This window comes from Pectobacterium punjabense, from assembly GCF_012427845.1.
Lineage (GTDB): Bacteria > Pseudomonadota > Gammaproteobacteria > Enterobacterales > Enterobacteriaceae > Pectobacterium > Pectobacterium punjabense.
In genome coordinates this window covers 1,412,227-1,431,546 of the sequence record NZ_CP038498.1, presented here as the reverse complement: position 1 = coordinate 1,431,546, position 19,320 = coordinate 1,412,227, and the positions used below count along the sequence as shown (strand labels likewise).

17 protein-coding genes are annotated in these 19,320 nt (G+C 53.4%); 10 read left to right on the top strand and 7 right to left on the bottom strand.

What is annotated here, in order from left to right; translation table 11 throughout:
- Positions 1 to 237: 237 nt before the first annotated feature.
- Positions 238 to 438 (bottom strand): hypothetical protein, encoded by a 201-nt coding sequence (locus E2566_RS06345; protein WP_165800629.1) that lies wholly within the window; start codon positions 436 to 438, stop codon positions 238 to 240.
- 117 nt (positions 439 to 555) lie between these two features.
- On the opposite strand from E2566_RS06345, the gene E2566_RS06340 reads away from it, so the two are divergent.
- Both E2566_RS06340 and E2566_RS06335 read left to right on the top strand, forming a co-directional pair.
- Positions 556 to 1,320: an AAA family ATPase gene (locus E2566_RS06340; protein WP_107168327.1), complete on the top strand. Its 765-nt coding sequence runs from the start codon at positions 556 to 558 to the stop codon at positions 1,318 to 1,320.
- A gap of 37 nt (positions 1,321 to 1,357) precedes the next feature.
- A complete protein-coding gene (locus E2566_RS06335; protein ID WP_107168328.1) occupies positions 1,358 to 1,729 on the top strand; it encodes a hypothetical protein in 372 nt (123 codons plus the stop codon).
- A 105-nt stretch (positions 1,730 to 1,834) separates the two neighbouring features.
- Here E2566_RS06335 and E2566_RS06330 read toward each other — a convergent pair whose 3' ends face one another.
- Both E2566_RS06330 and E2566_RS06325 read right to left on the bottom strand, forming a co-directional pair.
- Positions 1,835 to 3,613, bottom strand: a complete 1,779-nt coding sequence (locus E2566_RS06330) for an ABC transporter ATP-binding protein/permease (RefSeq protein WP_107168329.1) — start codon at positions 3,611 to 3,613, stop codon at positions 1,835 to 1,837.
- A 61-nt stretch (positions 3,614 to 3,674) separates the two neighbouring features.
- Positions 3,675 to 6,053 (bottom strand): TonB-dependent siderophore receptor, encoded by a 2,379-nt coding sequence (locus E2566_RS06325; protein WP_107168330.1) that lies wholly within the window; start codon positions 6,051 to 6,053, stop codon positions 3,675 to 3,677.
- Positions 6,054 to 6,539: 486 nt separating this feature from the next.
- On the opposite strand from E2566_RS06325, the gene E2566_RS06320 reads away from it, so the two are divergent.
- The 8 genes from E2566_RS06320 (at position 6,540) to trxA (ending at position 14,607) form a co-directional block, all read left to right on the top strand.
- A complete protein-coding gene (locus tag E2566_RS06320; protein ID WP_107168331.1) occupies positions 6,540 to 7,061 on the top strand; it encodes a sigma-70 family RNA polymerase sigma factor in 522 nt (173 codons plus the stop codon).
- A gap of 24 nt (positions 7,062 to 7,085) precedes the next feature.
- Positions 7,086 to 8,039, top strand: a complete 954-nt coding sequence (locus E2566_RS06315) for a FecR family protein (protein WP_107168332.1) — start codon at positions 7,086 to 7,088, stop codon at positions 8,037 to 8,039.
- Positions 8,040 to 8,156: 117 nt separating this feature from the next.
- Positions 8,157 to 9,032, top strand: coding sequence for an energy transducer TonB (locus tag E2566_RS06310; RefSeq protein WP_107168333.1), 876 nt, complete (start codon positions 8,157 to 8,159; stop codon positions 9,030 to 9,032).
- 77 nt (positions 9,033 to 9,109) lie between these two features.
- On the top strand, positions 9,110 to 9,850 hold the full coding sequence (locus E2566_RS06305; RefSeq protein WP_107168334.1) for a MotA/TolQ/ExbB proton channel family protein: 741 nt from the start codon (positions 9,110 to 9,112) through the stop codon (positions 9,848 to 9,850).
- A gap of 14 nt (positions 9,851 to 9,864) precedes the next feature.
- The gene (locus E2566_RS06300; RefSeq protein WP_107168335.1) at positions 9,865 to 10,287 is read left to right on the top strand and encodes an ExbD/TolR family protein; all 423 of its coding nucleotides are present in this window, start codon (positions 9,865 to 9,867) and stop codon (positions 10,285 to 10,287) included.
- A 160-nt stretch (positions 10,288 to 10,447) separates the two neighbouring features.
- Positions 10,448 to 11,812: a metallopeptidase TldD-related protein gene (locus E2566_RS06295; RefSeq protein WP_107168336.1), complete on the top strand. Its 1,365-nt coding sequence runs from the start codon at positions 10,448 to 10,450 to the stop codon at positions 11,810 to 11,812.
- 35 nt (positions 11,813 to 11,847) lie between these two features.
- Positions 11,848 to 13,293, top strand: coding sequence for a metalloprotease TldD (gene tldD, locus E2566_RS06290; RefSeq protein ID WP_107168337.1), 1,446 nt, complete (start codon positions 11,848 to 11,850; stop codon positions 13,291 to 13,293).
- A 48-nt stretch (positions 13,294 to 13,341) separates the two neighbouring features.
- A complete protein-coding gene (trxA, locus tag E2566_RS06285) occupies positions 13,342 to 14,607 on the top strand; it encodes a thioredoxin (protein ID WP_107168338.1) in 1,266 nt (421 codons plus the stop codon).
- Positions 14,608 to 14,639: 32 nt separating this feature from the next.
- Here trxA and E2566_RS06280 read toward each other — a convergent pair whose 3' ends face one another.
- The 4 genes from E2566_RS06280 to bamC all read right to left on the bottom strand — a co-directional run bounded on the left by E2566_RS06280 (position 14,640) and on the right by bamC (position 19,307).
- Positions 14,640 to 16,745: a tRNA(Met) cytidine acetyltransferase TmcA gene (locus E2566_RS06280; protein ID WP_107168339.1), complete on the bottom strand. Its 2,106-nt coding sequence runs from the start codon at positions 16,743 to 16,745 to the stop codon at positions 14,640 to 14,642.
- A 17-nt stretch (positions 16,746 to 16,762) separates the two neighbouring features.
- On the bottom strand, positions 16,763 to 17,215 hold the full coding sequence (locus tag E2566_RS06275) for a DUF441 domain-containing protein (protein WP_107168340.1): 453 nt from the start codon (positions 17,213 to 17,215) through the stop codon (positions 16,763 to 16,765).
- 199 nt (positions 17,216 to 17,414) lie between these two features.
- A complete protein-coding gene (purC, locus tag E2566_RS06270; protein ID WP_107168341.1) occupies positions 17,415 to 18,128 on the bottom strand; it encodes a phosphoribosylaminoimidazolesuccinocarboxamide synthase in 714 nt (237 codons plus the stop codon).
- A 141-nt stretch (positions 18,129 to 18,269) separates the two neighbouring features.
- Positions 18,270 to 19,307, bottom strand: a complete 1,038-nt coding sequence (bamC, locus tag E2566_RS06265) for an outer membrane protein assembly factor BamC (protein WP_107168342.1) — start codon at positions 19,305 to 19,307, stop codon at positions 18,270 to 18,272.
- Positions 19,308 to 19,320: the final 13 nt, after the last annotated feature.

The following is a 19,320-nucleotide window of genomic DNA, read 5'->3' as shown; positions in this document are numbered from 1 at the left end:
ATCATGTATTCCACATAGCTATATTTTATCTATTCTATACCGATTAAATCATGACATATAAAATAGGCCAGATGCCGTAAATTGCGTAAAATAACCGAACAACCGATATCGTTTCTCACCTAAAATATAATGATATTCAATACAGGAAAAAATCGTGAAAAGGAAAATATCACTATTGGTTATTTTCAACTTTTTTATTCTCCTCATCGCAGGTTACCTTGCTGTCACCGACAAGGCCTATTCAAGCATTGCCATGTCCGTCGCTGGATGCTTCATCGGTGCCATAATAGTCCTGGCGACTAAGAAAATAATTTTCAAGCGTAAAATATCAGAATATGATGTCTCGGCTATTACTGTCATCACTACATTATTCTCTCTCGTCACCGCTACTTCTGGCCTATTCTTGTCAAATTCAACGCTGCCAATTAACGTACTCATAACCAGTGTAATCTTACTGATAGGGGGCCTTATTGCGCTGAAAATCTTTCATCATTCTAATAGAAATACACCATCCAGAAGCGAGTAACCACCTCTCAGTATCACAAGGGGAATAAAGTGGAACAGCATGATAAACCCTATTTACAACGCGTCTATTTCCATCCACAGAAAACACTCGATCCACATACTTACCCATTAAATATTCCGGCGATAAAGGATCTCGAAAAGATTCGCTTTCATCCCGATGTCACTTTTCTTGTTGGCGAGAACGGTTCTGGGAAATCGACATTGTTAGAAGCCTTGGCAATCGTGATGGGCTTCAACCCGGAAGGCGGTTCGCGTAACATCAATTTCAGCACGCGAGATTCCCATTCCAGCCTGAGCGACCACCTCCGTATCGTCAAAGGTATTAAACGCCCACGCACCGGCTATTTTTTACGGGCAGAAAGTTTTTTCAATGTCGCAACAGAAATAGAAAATATCGACCCCGGCCTGATTCAACTGGCTTACGGTGGTGTTTCGCTCCACCAGCAGTCGCACGGCGAATCGTTTATGGCATTGTTAAACCACCGCTTCGGTGCCAATGGGTTTTACCTGCTGGACGAACCGGAAGCTGCACTGTCCCCTACCCGGCAACTCACTGCGCTAGCGCGTATCCACCAGCTAGTGAACTCTGGGTGTCAGTTCATTATTGCTACTCATTCCCCGATTATTCTGGCTTACCCCAACGCGGTGATTTATCAGTTCGATGAAAATGGCATTCAACAGGTGGAGTGGCAGGATACGGAGCACTATCAAATCACCCGGCAGTTTTTAAATAACCCGCAGGGCATGATGAATATCTTATTCGCCGATGAAGACGACGGCGACGAGAACACGTAGCATGTCGCCATATTTTCTAAAACCAAGGAAATGAGAGATGACAGGCGACAAAGATGAAGTCTATCGGCTCGTGAGTGAGCTGTTGCGCGGCATCCAACATGGCGATCCGGTTACTCTGGTAAATTTTGGTGTGAGCCCAGCTATTTACGAAGAGATGATTGAGGAACTGGAGAGCGCGGGGGAAAACATGGCTGAGTTGGCGGTTCCGCCTTACGACGTTGCTTTTACGCCTGATAAAACAGGAAGGATTCCCCTGTACAGTTATGCGATGGACGCCAGCCCGCAGCAAACAAGAATCGAGTGTCAGCTCTGGTCTGGAGAGAAAAAAACCGATCTCACGTTAATTGCCGATTACCCAGACAAACAGGGAAAAGCGCCTCTTATTTTCCGACTCTTAGAGACGCAATAACCTGCCTATGCTCGACGCACCGATCGAGTATTCCTGTGACGATTTAACACATCACAGGAATTGACCACCCCACACGGCGAGTTTCAAAACACATCATTCATGACGTCAGGCAAAACCGCGATCGTTAAACGCTTGATGCGACGTCGCTTCATCGCCAGTCTGGTCTTCCCTATCAGGCTCGCTGCCCCTTCCGATTGCCGGTGTCAGATGCAGATGATGAGTATGGAAAGTCGCTAATGTTTCCCGGTGCGCCACGCTGATAATGGCGCTGTCAGGCAAGCAAGTCACCAGCGCCTGATAAACCCGCTGCTCGGTTTCAGGATCGAGCGCGCTGGTCGCTTCATCCAGAAAAATAAAGTCGGGCCGGTGCAGCAACGTGCGGGCTATTGCCATTCGCTGCTGTTCGCCGCCGGATAGCCGCTGCTGCCAGCGATCTTCATTCTCCAACTGTGTGACCATATCCGGCAATTCACTGTCTAACAGCGCCTGTCGACACTGCTCGTCGGTAAAATCTTGCGCATTGCCGGGGTAACATAATGCCGCTTTCAGCGTCCCTGTCGGGAGATAACTTTTTTGTGGTAAAAAGAGAGTGTGGCCGTTGCGAGGACGCACAATTTCCCCTGTACCGTGCTGCCATAGTCCGGCACAGGCACGCAGCAGCGTGCTCTTGCCCACACCGGATACGCCGTTCACCATCCAACGTTCACCGGGTAAGACCTGCCAGTCGTCGAGCGCCGTCAGCGCACGCCCCTCCGGCGTTAACAGATGCAGTGCCCGACAGGAAAACCCCGGCACATCCAGCTCCGTCACGCGAATAGGCGACGGCGACTGCTCGCTTTTATTCAGCGCAGTTTCCATATCTTGCAAACGCCTCGCCAGTGCTAGCCAGCGGGTAAAGGACTGATAGGCTTGCATAAAATAACTTAACACCGCCCCCAGAGAACCGTAAGCCATCTGAATCCGTGTCAAATCGCCAAAGGTGATCTCGCCACGTAACAACTGTGGCAATGCCAGCAGCGTCGGTAATGGAGAAAGGAAATGGCTAAACAGGCTCTGACCAAACGACACTTTAAAGCCGCGCAACAGCACAGACAGCGCATTATCACGCACGCGAGCAAAGCGCTGAGCAAGTCGCTCGCCTTCCCGATTGCCGCCTTGATAAAAGGCAATCTGTTCTGCATTTTCACGCAGTTGCACACCCAGAAAACGGAAATCGCCTTCCGCATTCTGCTGGTTCATATTCAGCTTAATCAATGTCTTACCAAGCCAGTGCGAAAGGGCAACCTGAAGAACATATTCGATATAAAGGGCATAGACCATATAGCCGGGTATCGCCCAGTCACTGCCCATAAATGAAAAGCGTAATACGCCAGAAATCGACCACAATAGCGCCGTGTAGGTGACGGTACTGATGACAACCGAGAGAATATTGAGAAAGAAATTCAGTGAAGCTGTCACCAGCTCATTCACATCATCGGCAATGCGCTGATCGATGTTCGGCAGCACACCTTCCCTTTCTATTTGGTAATAAGCCGATGTCCCCGTCCAGCGGCGGATATAGTGAAGCGTCATCCAGGTACGCCAGCGCAAGGCCAGATAGCCTTGACCCAGTACGTTTACCCACTTCAGCATCATCGCGCCCAAGCCGAGTATAAAGCTGAAGATAAACAACGGTTTTATTTGCTCCCAATCCACCCCAATCAGCGCATCGGTAAATTTCCCAGCGACACGGTTTGCCTCCACGCTGATGTAGGCCGTTCCCAGATTGATGCTAATAATCATGACCAGAATCAGCAGCGCCAGATACTTCTCCGGCGTCAGCCAATAGGGCACCAGAATCTGGCCGATGCTCGGTCTTGTCGTACTCGCTTCTTTCACGCTCATGCGCCGTTTCTACCTGCGAATTCGTCTGGATGACCATGCAGGCCATCCGCTAGACGGGTTATCAGAACGAGTACGTTCCGGTGAGACGCCATGTCCGCCCTTCTTTCATACCGATATACAACGGTGTCGTGCTGGTGTAGTAGATATCGCGATCGAAGACGTTATTGGCACCAAAGGTGACTGACCAGATTGGCTGACGATAAAAGACGGTGACGTCCGTGGAGGCCTGGCTTCCAATGGTGAAGGTTTGACGCGTATCCCCGTTCTCGGTTTTTGATGTTCCGCTAATCCCGGCAGAGGCACCAAAGCCCTGATAGCGACCGGACTGAACCTCATAAGACGTCCAAATATTGGCGGTATGGCGCGGCGTGTTGGTCCGATATGTCACCGTACCTGGGTCTTTGCTGGTGGAGTAGGTATAACTGGCTGAAACATCCCATCCCGGCAAAAGCGTACCATTCAAATCGACATCAAACCCTTCGCTTTTTCTCCCGGTGGAGGCGATCGGAAAGCCGTTAGCATCCGTCACCCTCAGGTTATTTTGCTCAATATTGAATACCGCCGTTGTTAGCGTCAGATCGTCTTCCAGCAGGCTAAATTTCAGCCCCGCTTCCTTCGATTGCCCGGTGGTCGGTGGCAGTTGGATGCCGGTACGCGTAACCGCGGCATTACCGCTAAAACTGTTCAGCAAATTGGCATAAATTGTCACATCTGGCGTGATATCGAAGCTGACGCCATAGTTAGGTATCCATTTGCTGGTGGTAAAGGCCGATGGCATTGCGCCGACCAGATACGTGTTATTCCACGTCGAGCGTTTAACCGAGAGCTGGAAATGCAGGCGATCAAACACATCGATCTGATCCTGAAACAGGAAACCGCTCTGGATTAATTTCGTTGTGTAAGAGCGATAGCTTGGTTCACCGATGCCAGGGAAAGAGAGAGAATCCGAGTTATAGATATTCCCATTATTCAACAGAATAAAATCATTATCGTAGCTGGCATAACGTTCATGCTTATAGTCATGGCCGAACAATACGGTCTGGGTGACAGGCCCCGTCTCAATTTTCCCCCGAATATCATTTTGCAGGCTAAATGTCTGATTGGTAGATTTATAGGCCAGCGGGTGGCTGACTTTAGCTCCATTAGGTGCGATGGCCAGCGTTTCATTCAGCTTCATCTGAGACGCGGTACTCTGAAAGCCCGCTTTGCTGTTGAATGTCCAATCGTTAACGAGCTTTTGCTCCAGCTCATAATACGTATTGGTGGTCTTGGTTTTATTATGATCGTCTTTGTCACCAAGACGGTATTTAGGCAACTGCTGGATAGCGCCGTTGAGATACACGGTGCCCGCGGGGCCAGAACGCCGGTTCTGGCTGGTTTCCGCCCCAAACGTCAGCGTGGTGTTGTCATTTTTCCACGTAAACGCAGGTGCTAAATAGTCACTGTGATTGCCATTAAAGTCAGGAAAGGCATTGCGTGACTTCATGCTGGATGCATTGAGGCGATAGCTCCAGGACTTGTCCTCGGTAATGGCATCGCCTAAATCGAACGACGTTTTTATCTCGCCGTAGCTTGCCGTTTCCACTTTCACTCGACGTAGCGGTTCCGTCACCGGTTTTTTACGCACCACGTTGATCGTCCCCGCCGCCGAGCTGCTGCCCGCCAGCACGGACTGTGGCCCTTTCAGCACTTCGACGCGTTCAACCCCCTCGATCTCAGTGCCACGGCCAATCCCTGCATTGCTGGACCCGGATAGCCCATCCGTTGCCCCAGAGGTAACCGCATAGCCGCGTATCCAGTAGGTCGGTTCACCACGGTTTGACTTAACGGCGACAACGCTACCCGAGTTTTTCAGTACATCCTCCAGTGACGTCGCCTGACGTTCCGTAATCAGTTTGTTACTGATGACCTGAACCGACTGCGCCGTTTGCTGTAACGAGGTGCTGGTACGTAAGGCTGACGACGAAGTGCCAGGGTTCAATACCGTTTCATCTTCGCTGCCGGCGTTGACAGTAATCGCTGGCAGCGCGTTATCGCTGGCCTGCGCCACTTCCGCATCGTTGGCGCGGGAAGAAATAATGGTCAGCGTACCGTTATCGGTGGTCGTCAATAATAACGGCGTCCCCTGTAATAAGCGCAAAATAGCCTGACGCGTCGAATAATTGCCCTTCAGCGCGGCGCTTTGATAATTCGCCACCAAGGCAGGATTAAATGAGAGGGTCTGCTGACTTTGGTTGGCGATTGCCAGCAATCCTTTTTGCAGGTCACCGGCCGGAATAGAAAAGGCAATCGTGTCATTCTCACCCGCCGCATAGGCGGCAATCGGTAAGGTCGCCGCACCGACAAATAGAGCGGTATTGATCGTCAACATTTTGGTGAGAAGCAGGCGTTGCTTAAAACCCAGCCCCAGAGCGGGAGAGATACCATCTCGTTTTTTCATATTTCCCTCGTCAATTGCTTCAACAAATCAGTTTTTATTGGTCTTCGTATGAGTTGTGCAATGACGATGAAAAAGTGACAGCAATAATTTTTTTTTATGAATAAAATTTCATCTAACAATAATCAGCCTGATTGAAAAAACGCCGGATACCTTTTTCTACTAAAACCAACCTATTCATCCTGATTCGGGAAGAAGAATAATCGCCTGTCAGACAAGGATAAATCTGTCTGGAACCTCGATTTCTCTCCTTCACTCTGCTCTTCCACGCTCCCCAACTGGCTTTTTTTACAAATTTCTTAGCAACATAACAATTTTAAATAAACATATAAGAAAATCGTTGTTTGACTCTTCCGTGTTTTGTCTTAAAAACGCAAGACAGAATGCTCTTATTCGGAAATAACGAATTTCCCTGTATTGGCGGCCTCGGGGTATCCCGGTTCAAAGATTGTCTGTTTAGGTTGTGGTTTATGTTGCTGAGGATTCCCCATGTATACCGAGTCTGTTAAAAAAACCGACTTACTGTCGCTTATTTTTCGCAGCGATTATCGCTGGTTAACGGACCGATTACGCCGCCGTATTGCTTACGGCTGTGAAGCGGAAGACGTTGCCTCAGAAGCATTTTTACGTTTAGCCTCGCTACCCGATCTCGCCAGCGTGCAGGAGCCACGAGCGATGCTGACCACGCTGGCTAAACGTGTGTTGTACGAAAACTGGCGTCGGCGCGATCTGGAAAAAGCCTATCTCACGGCACTGGCAAGTAAGCCAGAATTTCACCATCCCTCGCCGGAAGATCAGCAACTGTTAATAGAAGCACTGTTGACTATCGATCAAGCCTTGGACGGACTGTCTACCAATGCACGGCGGGCTTTTTTGTACAGCCAGCTTGATGGGATGACCTACGCCGACATTGCCGAAAAGCTTGATGTTTCCGTCAGCATGGTAAGAAAATATATCGCCAAAGCACTCACCAACTGCTACCTGGCAACACAAGACAGCAGTGATTTATAGGTGAACCGCATGGCCAGAAGACACATGGATGACCCAATTGCCGAGCAGGCAATTGAATGGATGGTATTGCTGCGGTCCGGTGAAGCAACGCAGACCGACTATGACGATTACCGCCATTGGCGAGATGAAAACGTCCTGCATGAGCGCGCCTGCCAGCGCATCGAGCAAACGTTGGGGCAATTTCAACCGCTTCTCGCCGCGTTACCCAACGACCCGATTCGTCAGGCGTTGTTAGCGCCGTCGGGGCGGCGAAAAGTGTTGCAATACGGATTAGGCATGGTCGCTATCGCCTCGTTGAGCAGTCTATTGCTCAATCAGCACTACCCGCTGTCGCCACTACTGTCTGATATGAAAACCGCGACAGCACAGCGCCAGCAAGTGTCACTCAGCGACGGCAGTGCGATCATGCTCAATGCGCGTACCGCCGTCGACGTTAATGTACAACCCGAGAGCCATGCACGTCAGGTCTCCCTGCACACCGGGGGCATTTTCGCGGAAATCAGATCCGATACCCAACGTCCCTTCGTTATCGCGACCCAAATGGGTGATATTGTCGCCCTCCAGGCCAATGTGAACGTGCGCTATGAAAGCGGCGGCGTACACGTCGGCGTACTGGATAACATCGCCAAAATTACCAACCGAGCCGGGCAAAGCCTGCGCCTTAATGCGGGTCAAGGCGTATGGTTCGATGACGCAACGCTCTATCAGGTCGCTATTACGCCAGAATCAGAAATGGCCTGGCTGAAAGGTCGACTTGAAGTCCGCGATCGTTCACTCGCTTCGGTGATTAATTCGCTACGCGACTACACGCCAGGCATCATCAGGCTCGACCCTGCCATCGCTGATTTACGCGTCAGCGGAAATTTCCCCCTCAATGACATTAACTACACGCTGGATTCGCTCGCGCAAACCATGCCTATCGCTATCGTGCACACCACAGATTACTGGATTCACATCCGTGCTATCAGACACGGGTAAAAAATTCACGTTATGTGGTGACACTTTTTCTACCTCGTTGCACATCATTAATAAAGAGTATGACGATTGGTCGGCTGACGTCACCAACACAGTAAGCTAAGAGCAGTAGGGGAAAACGTGCAACAGGCATCCGTGCAACACCTATCGTTAAACGCGCGCGCTGAGGCGACTCCCGCAGCACGGTATGAAAACGTCACCACGCTGTCATCGCTAAGCGTCGGGGCATCTACTCAGGGAGAAACCAGAAGGATCGCAATCAGCTTTCTGGCGGTGGCATTGATCCATGCTGGCGTTGCAGCCTTGCTCATCACTCGCACTACCGAATATAAGCCGATCAACCTGCTTAATCCGGCTGCCAGCGTGAGCATTCAGGCCACGATGGTTGAAGCCCCAGAACCGGAACCCGTTCCCGTACTGTCGCCGGAACCGCCGGTACTCACATCGGAACAAGCCGAGCGTGAAATCGCGCCCGTCGTGGAAAAAACGATCGTAGAACGGCAAGAAACCCCGCCGCCTCCCGTTAAGAAAGAGGTTCCGAAACCGCCGGTGAAACCCGTGGTTAAACCGCAGCCCGTCCGCCCCAAAACCACGGCCGAGCGTCAGCCTGCCGCGCCCCCAGCGCCAGAAAGCGTGCCAGCCGTACCTGATGCCACCGCAGGGGCGCTCACCAGCACCAGCAAAGGCAATATGATGCAGAACCATCCCGGTGCGCAGCCCAAACAGGTGGCGTCCGTTGGTTGCATCGTGCCACAGCCGGATTACCCCCGCCGCGCTAAACGTCTCCAGCAAGAGGGGGATGTGCTAGTGCGTCTGGTCATCAGCCCGGAAGGTCGCTTAATCCGGCACGATATTGCCCGCAGCAGCGGAGTTGAAGCCTTAGATGAGGCGGCCATGAGTGCTGTGGCGCAAGCACGCTGTACACCTTACCGCGAAAACGGACAGGCTATCACCGTCATGACCGTTCAGCCCGTCAACTTCCGATTGGCTCGTTAACACAGAACTCGCGTCGAAATGGCCTCACACGCCGTTTCACTGACGCCCGAATCAGTCTATTGCACAAGAGGTCACACATGAACACGTTAGATATTCAACATTTCTGGCAGCAGGGCGATGCAGTTACCCACTCGGTAGCGATTATTTTGCTGATCATGTCGCTGTTGTCATGGACCGTTATTTTGGTCAAAGCGCGGCAGTTATTGACGCTGAATAAGAGCGTTCAGCACAGCCGACAGGCATTTTGGCAGGCCACAAACCTGCAAGATAGCCTCGGCCAGTTTGGTAAACAGCATTTTAACCCATTCCGTGATTTAGTGGTTGAAGGCCATGCACTGTTGAAACACCCGCATAAATTCTCCTCCACGCTAGGCGGACATGTCGATCTCAGCGACTGGCTGGTACGCGGCCTGAGCAACACGCTGGACACCAACGCAGGAAAACTGCAATCCGGCCTCGGAACACTGGCGTCTATTGGCAGCACCGCACCGTTTATCGGCCTGCTTGGCACCGTCTGGGGTATTTTCCACGCGCTGCAAACCATCAGCACTATCGGCCAGCCCGATCTGGCACAGGTTGCTGGCCCTGTTGGCGAAGCCTTGATCATGACGGCGTTCGGCCTGTTCGTCGCAATCCCTGCCGTATTAGGGTTCAACGCGATCAACCGCCGTAACCGCGTCGTTCTGCATGCCATGAATCGCTTTGCCCACGATCTGCACGCTTACCTGCTGACTGGCGCACGTGTTGAAACCAGTCTCGCCGATCTGAACACGGCGATCCCGCATCAATCATCTCATCCCGTTGAACGCTCAGCCTGAGGAGGAACACTGCCATGAGTATGTCATCCCCGTTTGAAAGTCAGGACGACGCCCTGCTCAACGATATCAACATGACGCCATTTATTGATGTCATGCTGGTGCTGCTGATCGTCTTTATGATTACCCTGCCGGTCATTAATCACGCCGTCAAAGTGGAACTGCCGCGCGCCAGCGTCGAGAAAATCACGAAAGATCCGCAAGCCGTGGATATCGCGATTACCGCGACCGGACAAATTAACTGGAATAAAGAAGCGGTTGATGATGCGCAACTGATTGCCAAACTTGATGCGGCCTCAGCCGAAGGAACACACCCGAATATACGGCTGTTTGCCGATCAGGCCGTCGAGTATGGTCGAGTGGCCTATGTCATGACCAGCGCTCAGCAGCGTGGCCTGAGCAAAATCGATTTCGTCCTGCAACCGGTCAAAGCCCCCTGATTTTCCCTTCCCCGCAGAAGCTGACGACCTGCCGTCAGCTTCTGCGGACAACATCCCCCTTGCCTCTTAGCACCTTGTAAAAAAGTCTCACCTCGCACTGACGCTTTTCTGTCTTCGTTGCACATCATGAGTAGAACACTGCTACGCATGGATACCCAATATGCCTTCTCTTGAAGAATCTCTCACTCTTGCTACGCCGCAGTCTGGCACGCTCCAATCACTGGCCGGAAACGTGCTGGATCTCGCTGCCGCAAAAGGCGCAAGTCAGGCAGTCGTTAACGTTTCTCAGGGAAACCGACGCACGCTGCGCGTCAGAAAGGGTGATATGGATACGCTGACGCAAAATCAGAGCCAGTTTCTGTCCGTTACGGTTTACTTTGGTCAGCGTTCAGGCACCGTGTCATCCACCTTGTTTAGTCAGGAAGCCTTGCAGGACGCCGTTGACGCTGCCAGTACGCTGGCTAAATATGCAGATGAAGATGCGTGTAGCGGCCTGCCAGAAGCCCAGTATTTCGCCCGAGACATTTACGATCTGAAGCTGCACCACAACGACGCGCTAACCGTCGGACAAGCGCTGTCGCTGGCATTACGTGCCGAACAGGCCGCCAATGCCGCACACGAATACAGCTATAGCGAGAGTACGGAGATTACCTCACAGCAGGGGGACTTTATTCTGGCAAACTCTGCTGGTTTTTACGCGGGCTACCCCACCTCGCTACACACGCTGTGGAGCCAGGCCATCGCCCGTGACAATACGGCGCGTCAGAAAGGATTCTGGCACACCACGGGACGATCGCCAGCATTCCTGGCAGCGCCGGAAACGGTCGGGCACACCGCCGCACAACGTGCCATCGCACAATTAAAGGCTCGTAAACTCTCAACTCGACGCTGCCCGGTACTGTTTGAAGCGCCCGTCGCGCATAGCCTGATTCATCATCTGGTCAATGCGCTCAGTGGCGCGGCGCTTTATCGTTCCACGTCCTTTCTGGGGCAATGCCTCGGTGAGGCCATCACCGCACCACACCTGAGCCTGTATGAAAATCCGTTTATTCCCGGCGCACTAGCCAGCGCCTGCTTTGATACCGAAGGTGTCGCCGCCGCGCCACGTCACGTTATCCACGACGGCATTGCACAAGGCTATTTTCTTTCCAGCTACAGCGCTCGACGCTTGGGGCTCACGACAACTGGACACGCTGGCGGAGCCTATAACCTGATTGTCAGCAGCAGCCAAAGTCACGCTAACGATGACTTGCCGACACTACTGCGCACTATGCAGACAGGGCTATTGGTCACCACGTTGCTGGGGCATGGGCTAAATCCAATGACGGGTGACTACTCTCAGGGCGTTGCCGGTTTTTGGGTCGAAAACGGCGAAATACAGTACCCGGTCGACGAGATCACCATTGCGGGCAACCTAAAAACGCTGCTTAAACAATGCGTCGCGCTCGGTGCGGATATCCACACGCAGGGCAACCTCTCCTGCGGCTCCTTATTGATTGAAGAGATGCAGATCGCCGGGCAGTAATTCCCCTATTGCGTCACAGAAACAGGATCACCATCATGACCATACATGCCACTGGGACGTCAGTCTCATCTGCACTGTCGGCATTCTCGCTGGGCACACCGGAGATAACGCACGCGCTGAATCACATCATGCAGCGTCAGGTGGACTATGCCGATCTCTATTTTCAGCGCCGTCAGCAGGAAGGCTGGCAGCTCGAAAACGGTATCGTGCGCCCGACAGGATTCAGCCGCGATCAAGGGGTTGGCGTTCGTGCCGTCAGCGGTGAGAAAACCGCGTTCTCCTACACCAACGACTTGAGCCCACAGGCGATTCTGCAAGCCGCCAGCACCGTAAGGGAAATCAGCCGACAGGGGCAAACGGCTAGCGTCGCGCTCCCCGCCTCTTTACCGCACGGCGCGACCACACTCTATCCATCAAATAACCCGCTGCTTGCCGTGACTGAAGAGCATAAACGGCAATTACTGTTTTCGATCGATCGTCAGGCGCGCGCGCGCGACCCGCGCGTAACACAGGTAACGGCCTACCTGAATGCTTCGCATGAAACCATTCTCATCGCCCGCCACGACGGCAAGCTCGCGACGGACGTTCGCCCGTTGGTTAATCTGTTTATCAGCGTCGTCGTGGAACAGCAGGGCCGCAGAGAAAATGGAAGCAGCGGCGGAGGAAGACGTCTCGACTACGGTTTCTTTGATGACGAAGCGATCACGCACTGGGTGAACCGAGCAGTCGATCAGGCATTGAATAATCTGGATGCGAGCCCAGTGCCAGCAGGAACGTACAGCGTGGTACTCGGCGCAGGCTCACCCGGTATTCTGCTGCATGAAGCCATCGGACACGGGTTGGAAGGCGACTTTAACCGCAAAGGCAGTTCCGCCTTTTCCAACTTGTTAGGGGAACGGGTCGCCGCACCGGGGATTACCGTCGTCGATGACGGCACACTCGCCACTCTCCGGGGCTCGCTGCATGTGGATGATGAAGGCACGCCATCGCAATGCACGACGCTCATTGAGGACGGCATACTACGCGGCTATTTACAGGACAGTCTTAACGCCAAACTAATGAATACCGCATTAACGGGCAACGCCCGCCGTTCCTCCTACTCCGCGCTACCTCTGCCACGAATGACCAACACCTACATGCTGGCAGGACAATATCCCGCAGAAGAAGTGATCGCCTCCGTTAAAAATGGCCTCTATGCCGTCGGCTTCGGTGGCGGGCAGGTTGATATCAGCAGTGGGAAATATGTTTTTTCTACGACCGAGGCCTACCTGATTGAGAACGGCAAAGTGACCCGTCCCGTTAAAGGCGCGACGCTGATTGGTCACGGGCCAGAAGCGCTGCTGCACGTCGCGATGGTGGGCAACGATCTGGCGTTGGATGACGGCAATATCGTATGCAGTAAAGAAGGACAAACCTTGCCCGTCAGCGTCGGCCAGCCAACGCTGCGCATCGACAATATGACCGTAGGGGGTTCGCAGTAAGCCTCGTCTGAATTCTATTGATTTTTAACTCTTTTTAATGGAGACACTATGTCCGACGCCATTATTACCACCAGCGACACATCGCTGGATACGCTACTCGCGACTAGCGACAAGCCCGTATTGCTTGATCTGTGGGCCCCGTGGTGCCAGCCCTGTAAAACGCTGGCTCCTCTGCTGGATACCCTCGCCGATAACACGCCAGACAATTTGACCGTGGCCAAGCTGGATGTGGAGCAATACCCTGCGTTCATGCGACGCTTTGGCGTGCGCGGCATTCCTACTCTCCTGTTGTTTAAAAATGGGCAGGAAGTCTCACGACAGATCGGCGTAAAAACGCTGGCGCAGCTACGCGGCTGGCTGGAATCACATCAGGTTGCGATACAAAAAACGACACAGCCCTTGGCAGATGCCCACGTAGCGTGGGGAACGTTTTACGGCGACCCGTCGCTGCGCGACTTTTTACACCAGCGCCTGCGCCAACACGCGGTCAATGGCGACATTCAACAAGCCTATTCCCCTTACTGGGAAGAGAATAAAGGCACAATCTCCGCCGTGCTGGCGCACAGCGCGGATATTCGCATCTTTGAACGTTTAACCGGGTTTCCCTCGGCCCTTGGCCTGCTGCTGGAAAAACTTCCCTGCACCACGCCAGCGCAGGTGGATGCACTCTTTGCTGCGATTCCCCCAGGAAAAGCCGTAGACGGCATCGCCCTACAATGGCTACACCACTGGTTAACTAACGACGGGAACCCATGGAGCGAGTGGCTGGCTGACCGCACGCTAAATGACTTACGCCAGCAGTGGTTACAGCTCGTTGCACCGCTGTTGGCTGGCGAAAGCGTGGCCGAAAGCGCCTGGACCGAATTGCACCAGCAGACCGTTAATTTGACAGAAGCGGCCACCAGCGAGCAGGGGCTGGAAAAAAATCTGGCGTCGCTATTGTCCCGCCTTTCCCCGCCCCCTGCGCCCTCGGATGCGGAGAGCTGGCGAGGTATCTCTGTACAGCTTGGCTTTACGCTGTCGCAGATACTGCAAATTCAAGATGGCTGGAGTGCCGAAGAACGCGCAACGCCCGCCAAACGCGAACGCTGGTTTGAGAAACAGGAAGATGCCATGCCCAATAAGCAGCTAACGCGTGAACAAATCACCCAATTACGTGAGCAGTGGCTTCAGGAAAATCCGGTGTTTTCCGCTAAAGAAGCGGCATTTCATCAGCGTTATCCTGAGCTGATCGAAAATCAGAAAATCCTCTTACAGGCAACGCTGTGGGAATTGCTTCGTCACGCCCCCGCCTTCAAATCGCAGTTGGACTGATGCCACAACCTGCGTTTCGATAACGATGCGTTTCAGGGATGAGGCGCATCACCCGTCGAATGGGTGGAAAGTCCCCATTGTCGCCAAAGCTCACCGCGTTGCGCATCGAGATCGATTAGCGCACTGGCAGTTTCTTCTCGCCAGCGTTTCAGAAGCGCTTTCTTGCCCGTTAGCCCCAACGTAGCGGCAGCCTGTTCGCCTTCATCCGATTTTTCCGTCAACAAACGTAGTGCAGGCAGCGGCAATGTAGTGTGAATAAGCAGGCGGCAAAGCGCAGCGAAGCTGGCTTCCATCGGCCGATGCGCAAAGGCAAATCCCGCCAGCTCACGCCAGTCGTCATCATTCAGTTCCGTACTCTCGACATCCAACGCCGTACTTTCTGTCTGCGGCAGCGCGAGGTTCAGCGGAATCATGCGCTGTAACCAATACCAGTCACGCGCCAATTGCTGGCTCCCCTGCTGTGCCAGTTCATGCCCCGCCTCACTTAGCGGCAATACCGCCATCGCGCTGTAACAGCCGCTGCTGGCCTCAAGGTGGCTACCAATGCGCACCAGTTGAAACCCACACGATTGCCAGAACGCCCACAGCGCTGGCTGATAGCCGAAACTGACTGACAGGTAATCCAGCGCCTGTTTTTGTGCTTCGTGCATCTGCTCGGCGATTAACGCTCGTCCTACTCCCTGTCGGCGAGACGACGATGCCACCGCGATCCGGCTTATGCGACGAGCACGTAGCATCGGCGCATTCCACAAGCCAGCGTGCGCCGCCAGCGATTGGGCGACCAGATTACCACGTGGGCGTCGCCGTCCTGCCCACACCTCATGAGCCAATGAAGCAGACAGCCCGCCTTCCTCCACCAGCCACAGTACGCCACACACCTCGCCCGCTACCTGTGCGCTGGCGATGTGCATACCTGGCGCATCCATCAGACGGCGCAAATCCAACGGCGAGGTACGATAATGCGCACTGCACAATAGCGCGTAGCACCACGTCAGGCGTTCGGGATGTGTCAGCCAGTCGGCGGCACGTTCGGTTCGAATATCCAGTTCGGCAGAGGGCGAAACCAGCGAATCAGCAACGGGATTCAGCGGAGAATGAAGCGAGGTAGGCTCGTTGAACAGCAGTGTCTGATCCAACACGCGCTCTAGCGGATCGTTAACGGCCCAGCGCAGCGGATCGTCCAGAGAAAATACGCGACACTGCGGCAATGCCGCGCAAAACTTCAACAGAAACCCCCGCCCCGTGCCTTCATACCCTTGCACCGTCGTGGTCATCAGAATACGGGGAAAATAGGGCAACAGCGCTGAGAGGACGGAAGACGGAATCGCCGCCGCCTCATCAATTAATAACCACTCGATATCGGGCGAGCCATGAAGGCGACAGTGCGCCAACAACGCATCCGGTGCCCAGAATTGCGCATCAGCACGCGCATGCTGATGCAGGATATCCGTCGCTACGCGAGAAGGTGCGGTGAGCCAGCAGGTTCCGCGACTACGCTGCGTTAGCATACCCGCCAGCGTCGATTTCCCCCGACCACGCGGCGCGGTAATCACAAATATGCCAGACTCGGCGGCGCTCAGTTCATGCAGAATCTGCTGCTGTGGCGCGGTCGGTTCACCGTTTACAGGCTGCCAGTCGCCCCGCTCAGCCAAAGGCCGAACCGCTAATTCCTGCCCCTGTTGCCAGAGAACGACATCTTCATCGGCCAACAGCTGGCGCTGGAAATGCTGAATAAAGTGCGGGGTGGCAATCGGCTGTTGCTGTTCGCTCCAGCGCAGGCTGTCTTCATCGGGTAAGGTCGGCCATGACTGCCACGACGGCACCAGCATAATCAGCCAGCTACCGGCCTGTAGCGTGCCTGACAGCATCGCCAACGCCTCGACATCCACGCCTTTACGCGCATCAAACACCGCGTGGAGAAACTCTCGCCCCAGCAGCATGCGAACCCGACTGGCAGAGAGTGAAGCGACGGAATCCGGCGCATCTTCGCTAATCCACAGCCAGTCGCCAATTGACTGACAACTGAGCGCCAGCGCCTGTTCTTCACACCAGTTAGCTTCACCGCTCAGCACCAACAGTCGCCGGACGCCATAGCGTTGCTGCCGGTGTTGGCTGTGGAGAAAATCACGCAGCATCATCACACGCGCCGGATGAATCAGGTCTTGCCGATCAGCAGAGAAAGTAACCCTGCGGCGATCAGCGGTCCGACCGGAACGCCGCGAAACAGCGCCACGCCCATGACCGTTCCCACCAGCAATCCCGCCACCACGGAGGGTTGGCTGCTCATCAGCGACACGCCGCGTCCACCAAGCCAGGACACAACAACGCCAATGAGGATCGCCAGCAGGGATTTCCAGTGCAGAAAGGAGTGCATCACTTCACTGGCGGTAATTTTTCCGCTGGCAATCGGTGCCATTACGCCAATCGTCAGCACCACAATACCGATACTCAGCCCATATTTTTCCACCCACGGAAAATAGTTATTTAAAGGGGTGATACGTATTGCCAGCAGAACCAGAATTGCCAGCGTGACGGTCATGTTGTGGCTGATAATACCCAGCCCCGCCAGAACGAGCAGAATTAACAATGTTGGATCGAAGTAAGCCATGGATGCGAGTCTGTCGAAAGTAGTCAGGTTGCGCGTTAAGCAAACCGCGATGATAGCATTAATCGGAGTGAGGGACAGGTCAGCAAATCATTCAGCAAAGACGAGAAGAGAAAGGCGGCTTTTCGAGAGAAAAATCATTAAAACATTCAGGTCGCCTGGGTATTGCAGATTGGCGACCTGAACGTAAACGATTGCGCAGTTAGTCTAATTTTACGCCGATACGGTGCGCAACTTCTTCATACGCTTCAATCAAACCACCGAGGCTCTGACGGAAACGGTCTTTATCCATTTTGTTCAGCGTTTCTTTGTCCCACAGGCGGCTACCGTCTGGTGAGAATTCATCACCCAGCACGACTTCGCCCTTGAACAGACCAAACTCCAGCTTGAAATCGACCAGAATCAGCCCAGCGTCGCCAAACAGTTTGCTCAGCACTTCATTCGCCTTGTAGCTCAGCGCTTTCATGCGAGCCAGATTCTCTTCGTTCACCCAGCCGAACGTCTTGCAGTAAGATTCGTTCACCATTGGATCATGCATCGCATCATTTTTCAGGAACAAATCGAACAACGGCGGATTCAGCTCGATACCTTCTTCGATCCCCAGACGTTTTACCAGCGATCCCGCCGCACGGTTGCGCACGACGCACTCGACCGGCACCATCTCCAGTTTTTTCACCAGCACTTCATTGTCAGAAAGCAGGCTCACCATTTGCGTTGGGATTCCAGCTTCTTCCAGTTTGCTCATGATGAAATGGTTGAACTTGTTATTTACCATTCCTTTCCGGTCAAACTGCTCAATGCGCGCACCGTCTCCTGCTGATGTATCATTGCGGAACTCCAGCACCAGTAGATCGGGATCTTCGGTGGTGTAGACAGTTTTCGCCTTTCCACGATACAGCTCAGCTAGCTTTTGCATCTTTATTACTCCACACAGTGAGGGTCAAAAATACGACCCGTATATTTAACGCTTTCCCGAACGGTTGCCAACAGCGCCCGCCAATTCGGGTAGAGAGGTTGAATGAAGAAGGGCCGGATAATCCGACCCTTGATTTATGCGTTATTTACCGAACGCCGCCTGGAATACGGCCACCAGCGCATCATTCTGAGACTGGGTTAGCGTATGCCCTTTGGAATCGATAAATTGCAAACTGCTGCGGTTATCTAAATCACCAACCTGCAATTTGTAATCGCCGTTAGGCAGTTCAGGGTTTTTCGCGCCCAGATCATCCCAGGTTCCGCCGCTTGGTGCACGATACGTGACGGAGACAGAGCCTTGCGGACGGCTACGATCGTTCACCTTCATACCGATCTTGTCCAGCGCCGCAGGCAGACGATCCCATACCACCGTGTACGGACCGCGCACAATCAGAAGTGGCAGGCCTGTATCATCCGCTCCACTCTGTACATCCAGCGAACCAATAGTGCGATTTGCCAGCGCATTTTCGCGTGCCGTTGCCTGAGAATCCAGACCATTGCTAAGCGCATTCAGCATCAACCCGGTGTAACGCTGAGTCTGATCGCCCGCTGTCACTGGCTGGCCGTTCAACTGCAATCCCAGCAATTTTACGACCAAAGCAACCTGATAGCCCTGCTGCTGTACGGAAACCTGATAACGCCCCTGATACGGTACGTCTTCATCTTCACGCGGCCATGAGATCCAGTCAGTGGTCAGCGTTTGGCTGGCATCCTGACGGCTAGCAATGGTGAACGCTTTGTCTTGCAACACGCGGATAACCTGAGACCAGAGCTGGCTATTTTGCGCGCTGTTTTCTAAAAACAGCGTTGCCGTATCCCCCGAAACCTGGGTACGGGAACCATTCAACAAAGCCAATGGCTGCACAGGAGGACGAATATCCAGTGCCTTGCCGACCGCACCATTCAGGGTAACCGGTGGTATGTCATAATCCCCGTTCTGCAAGGGTAAAATCATCCCGGCAGGCGTATTCAGCGCGTGATGCTCAGGCGCTTTCAAATAGGATTCATCGCCACTGACCTGACGCTTATAGCGCTGATCGCTGGAACAAGCCGCAAGCAACATCACGAGTGATAAGCCAACGACTTTTGCCACCATCGACTTTTGTAATGAATAACTCATTAAATCTCCCTAA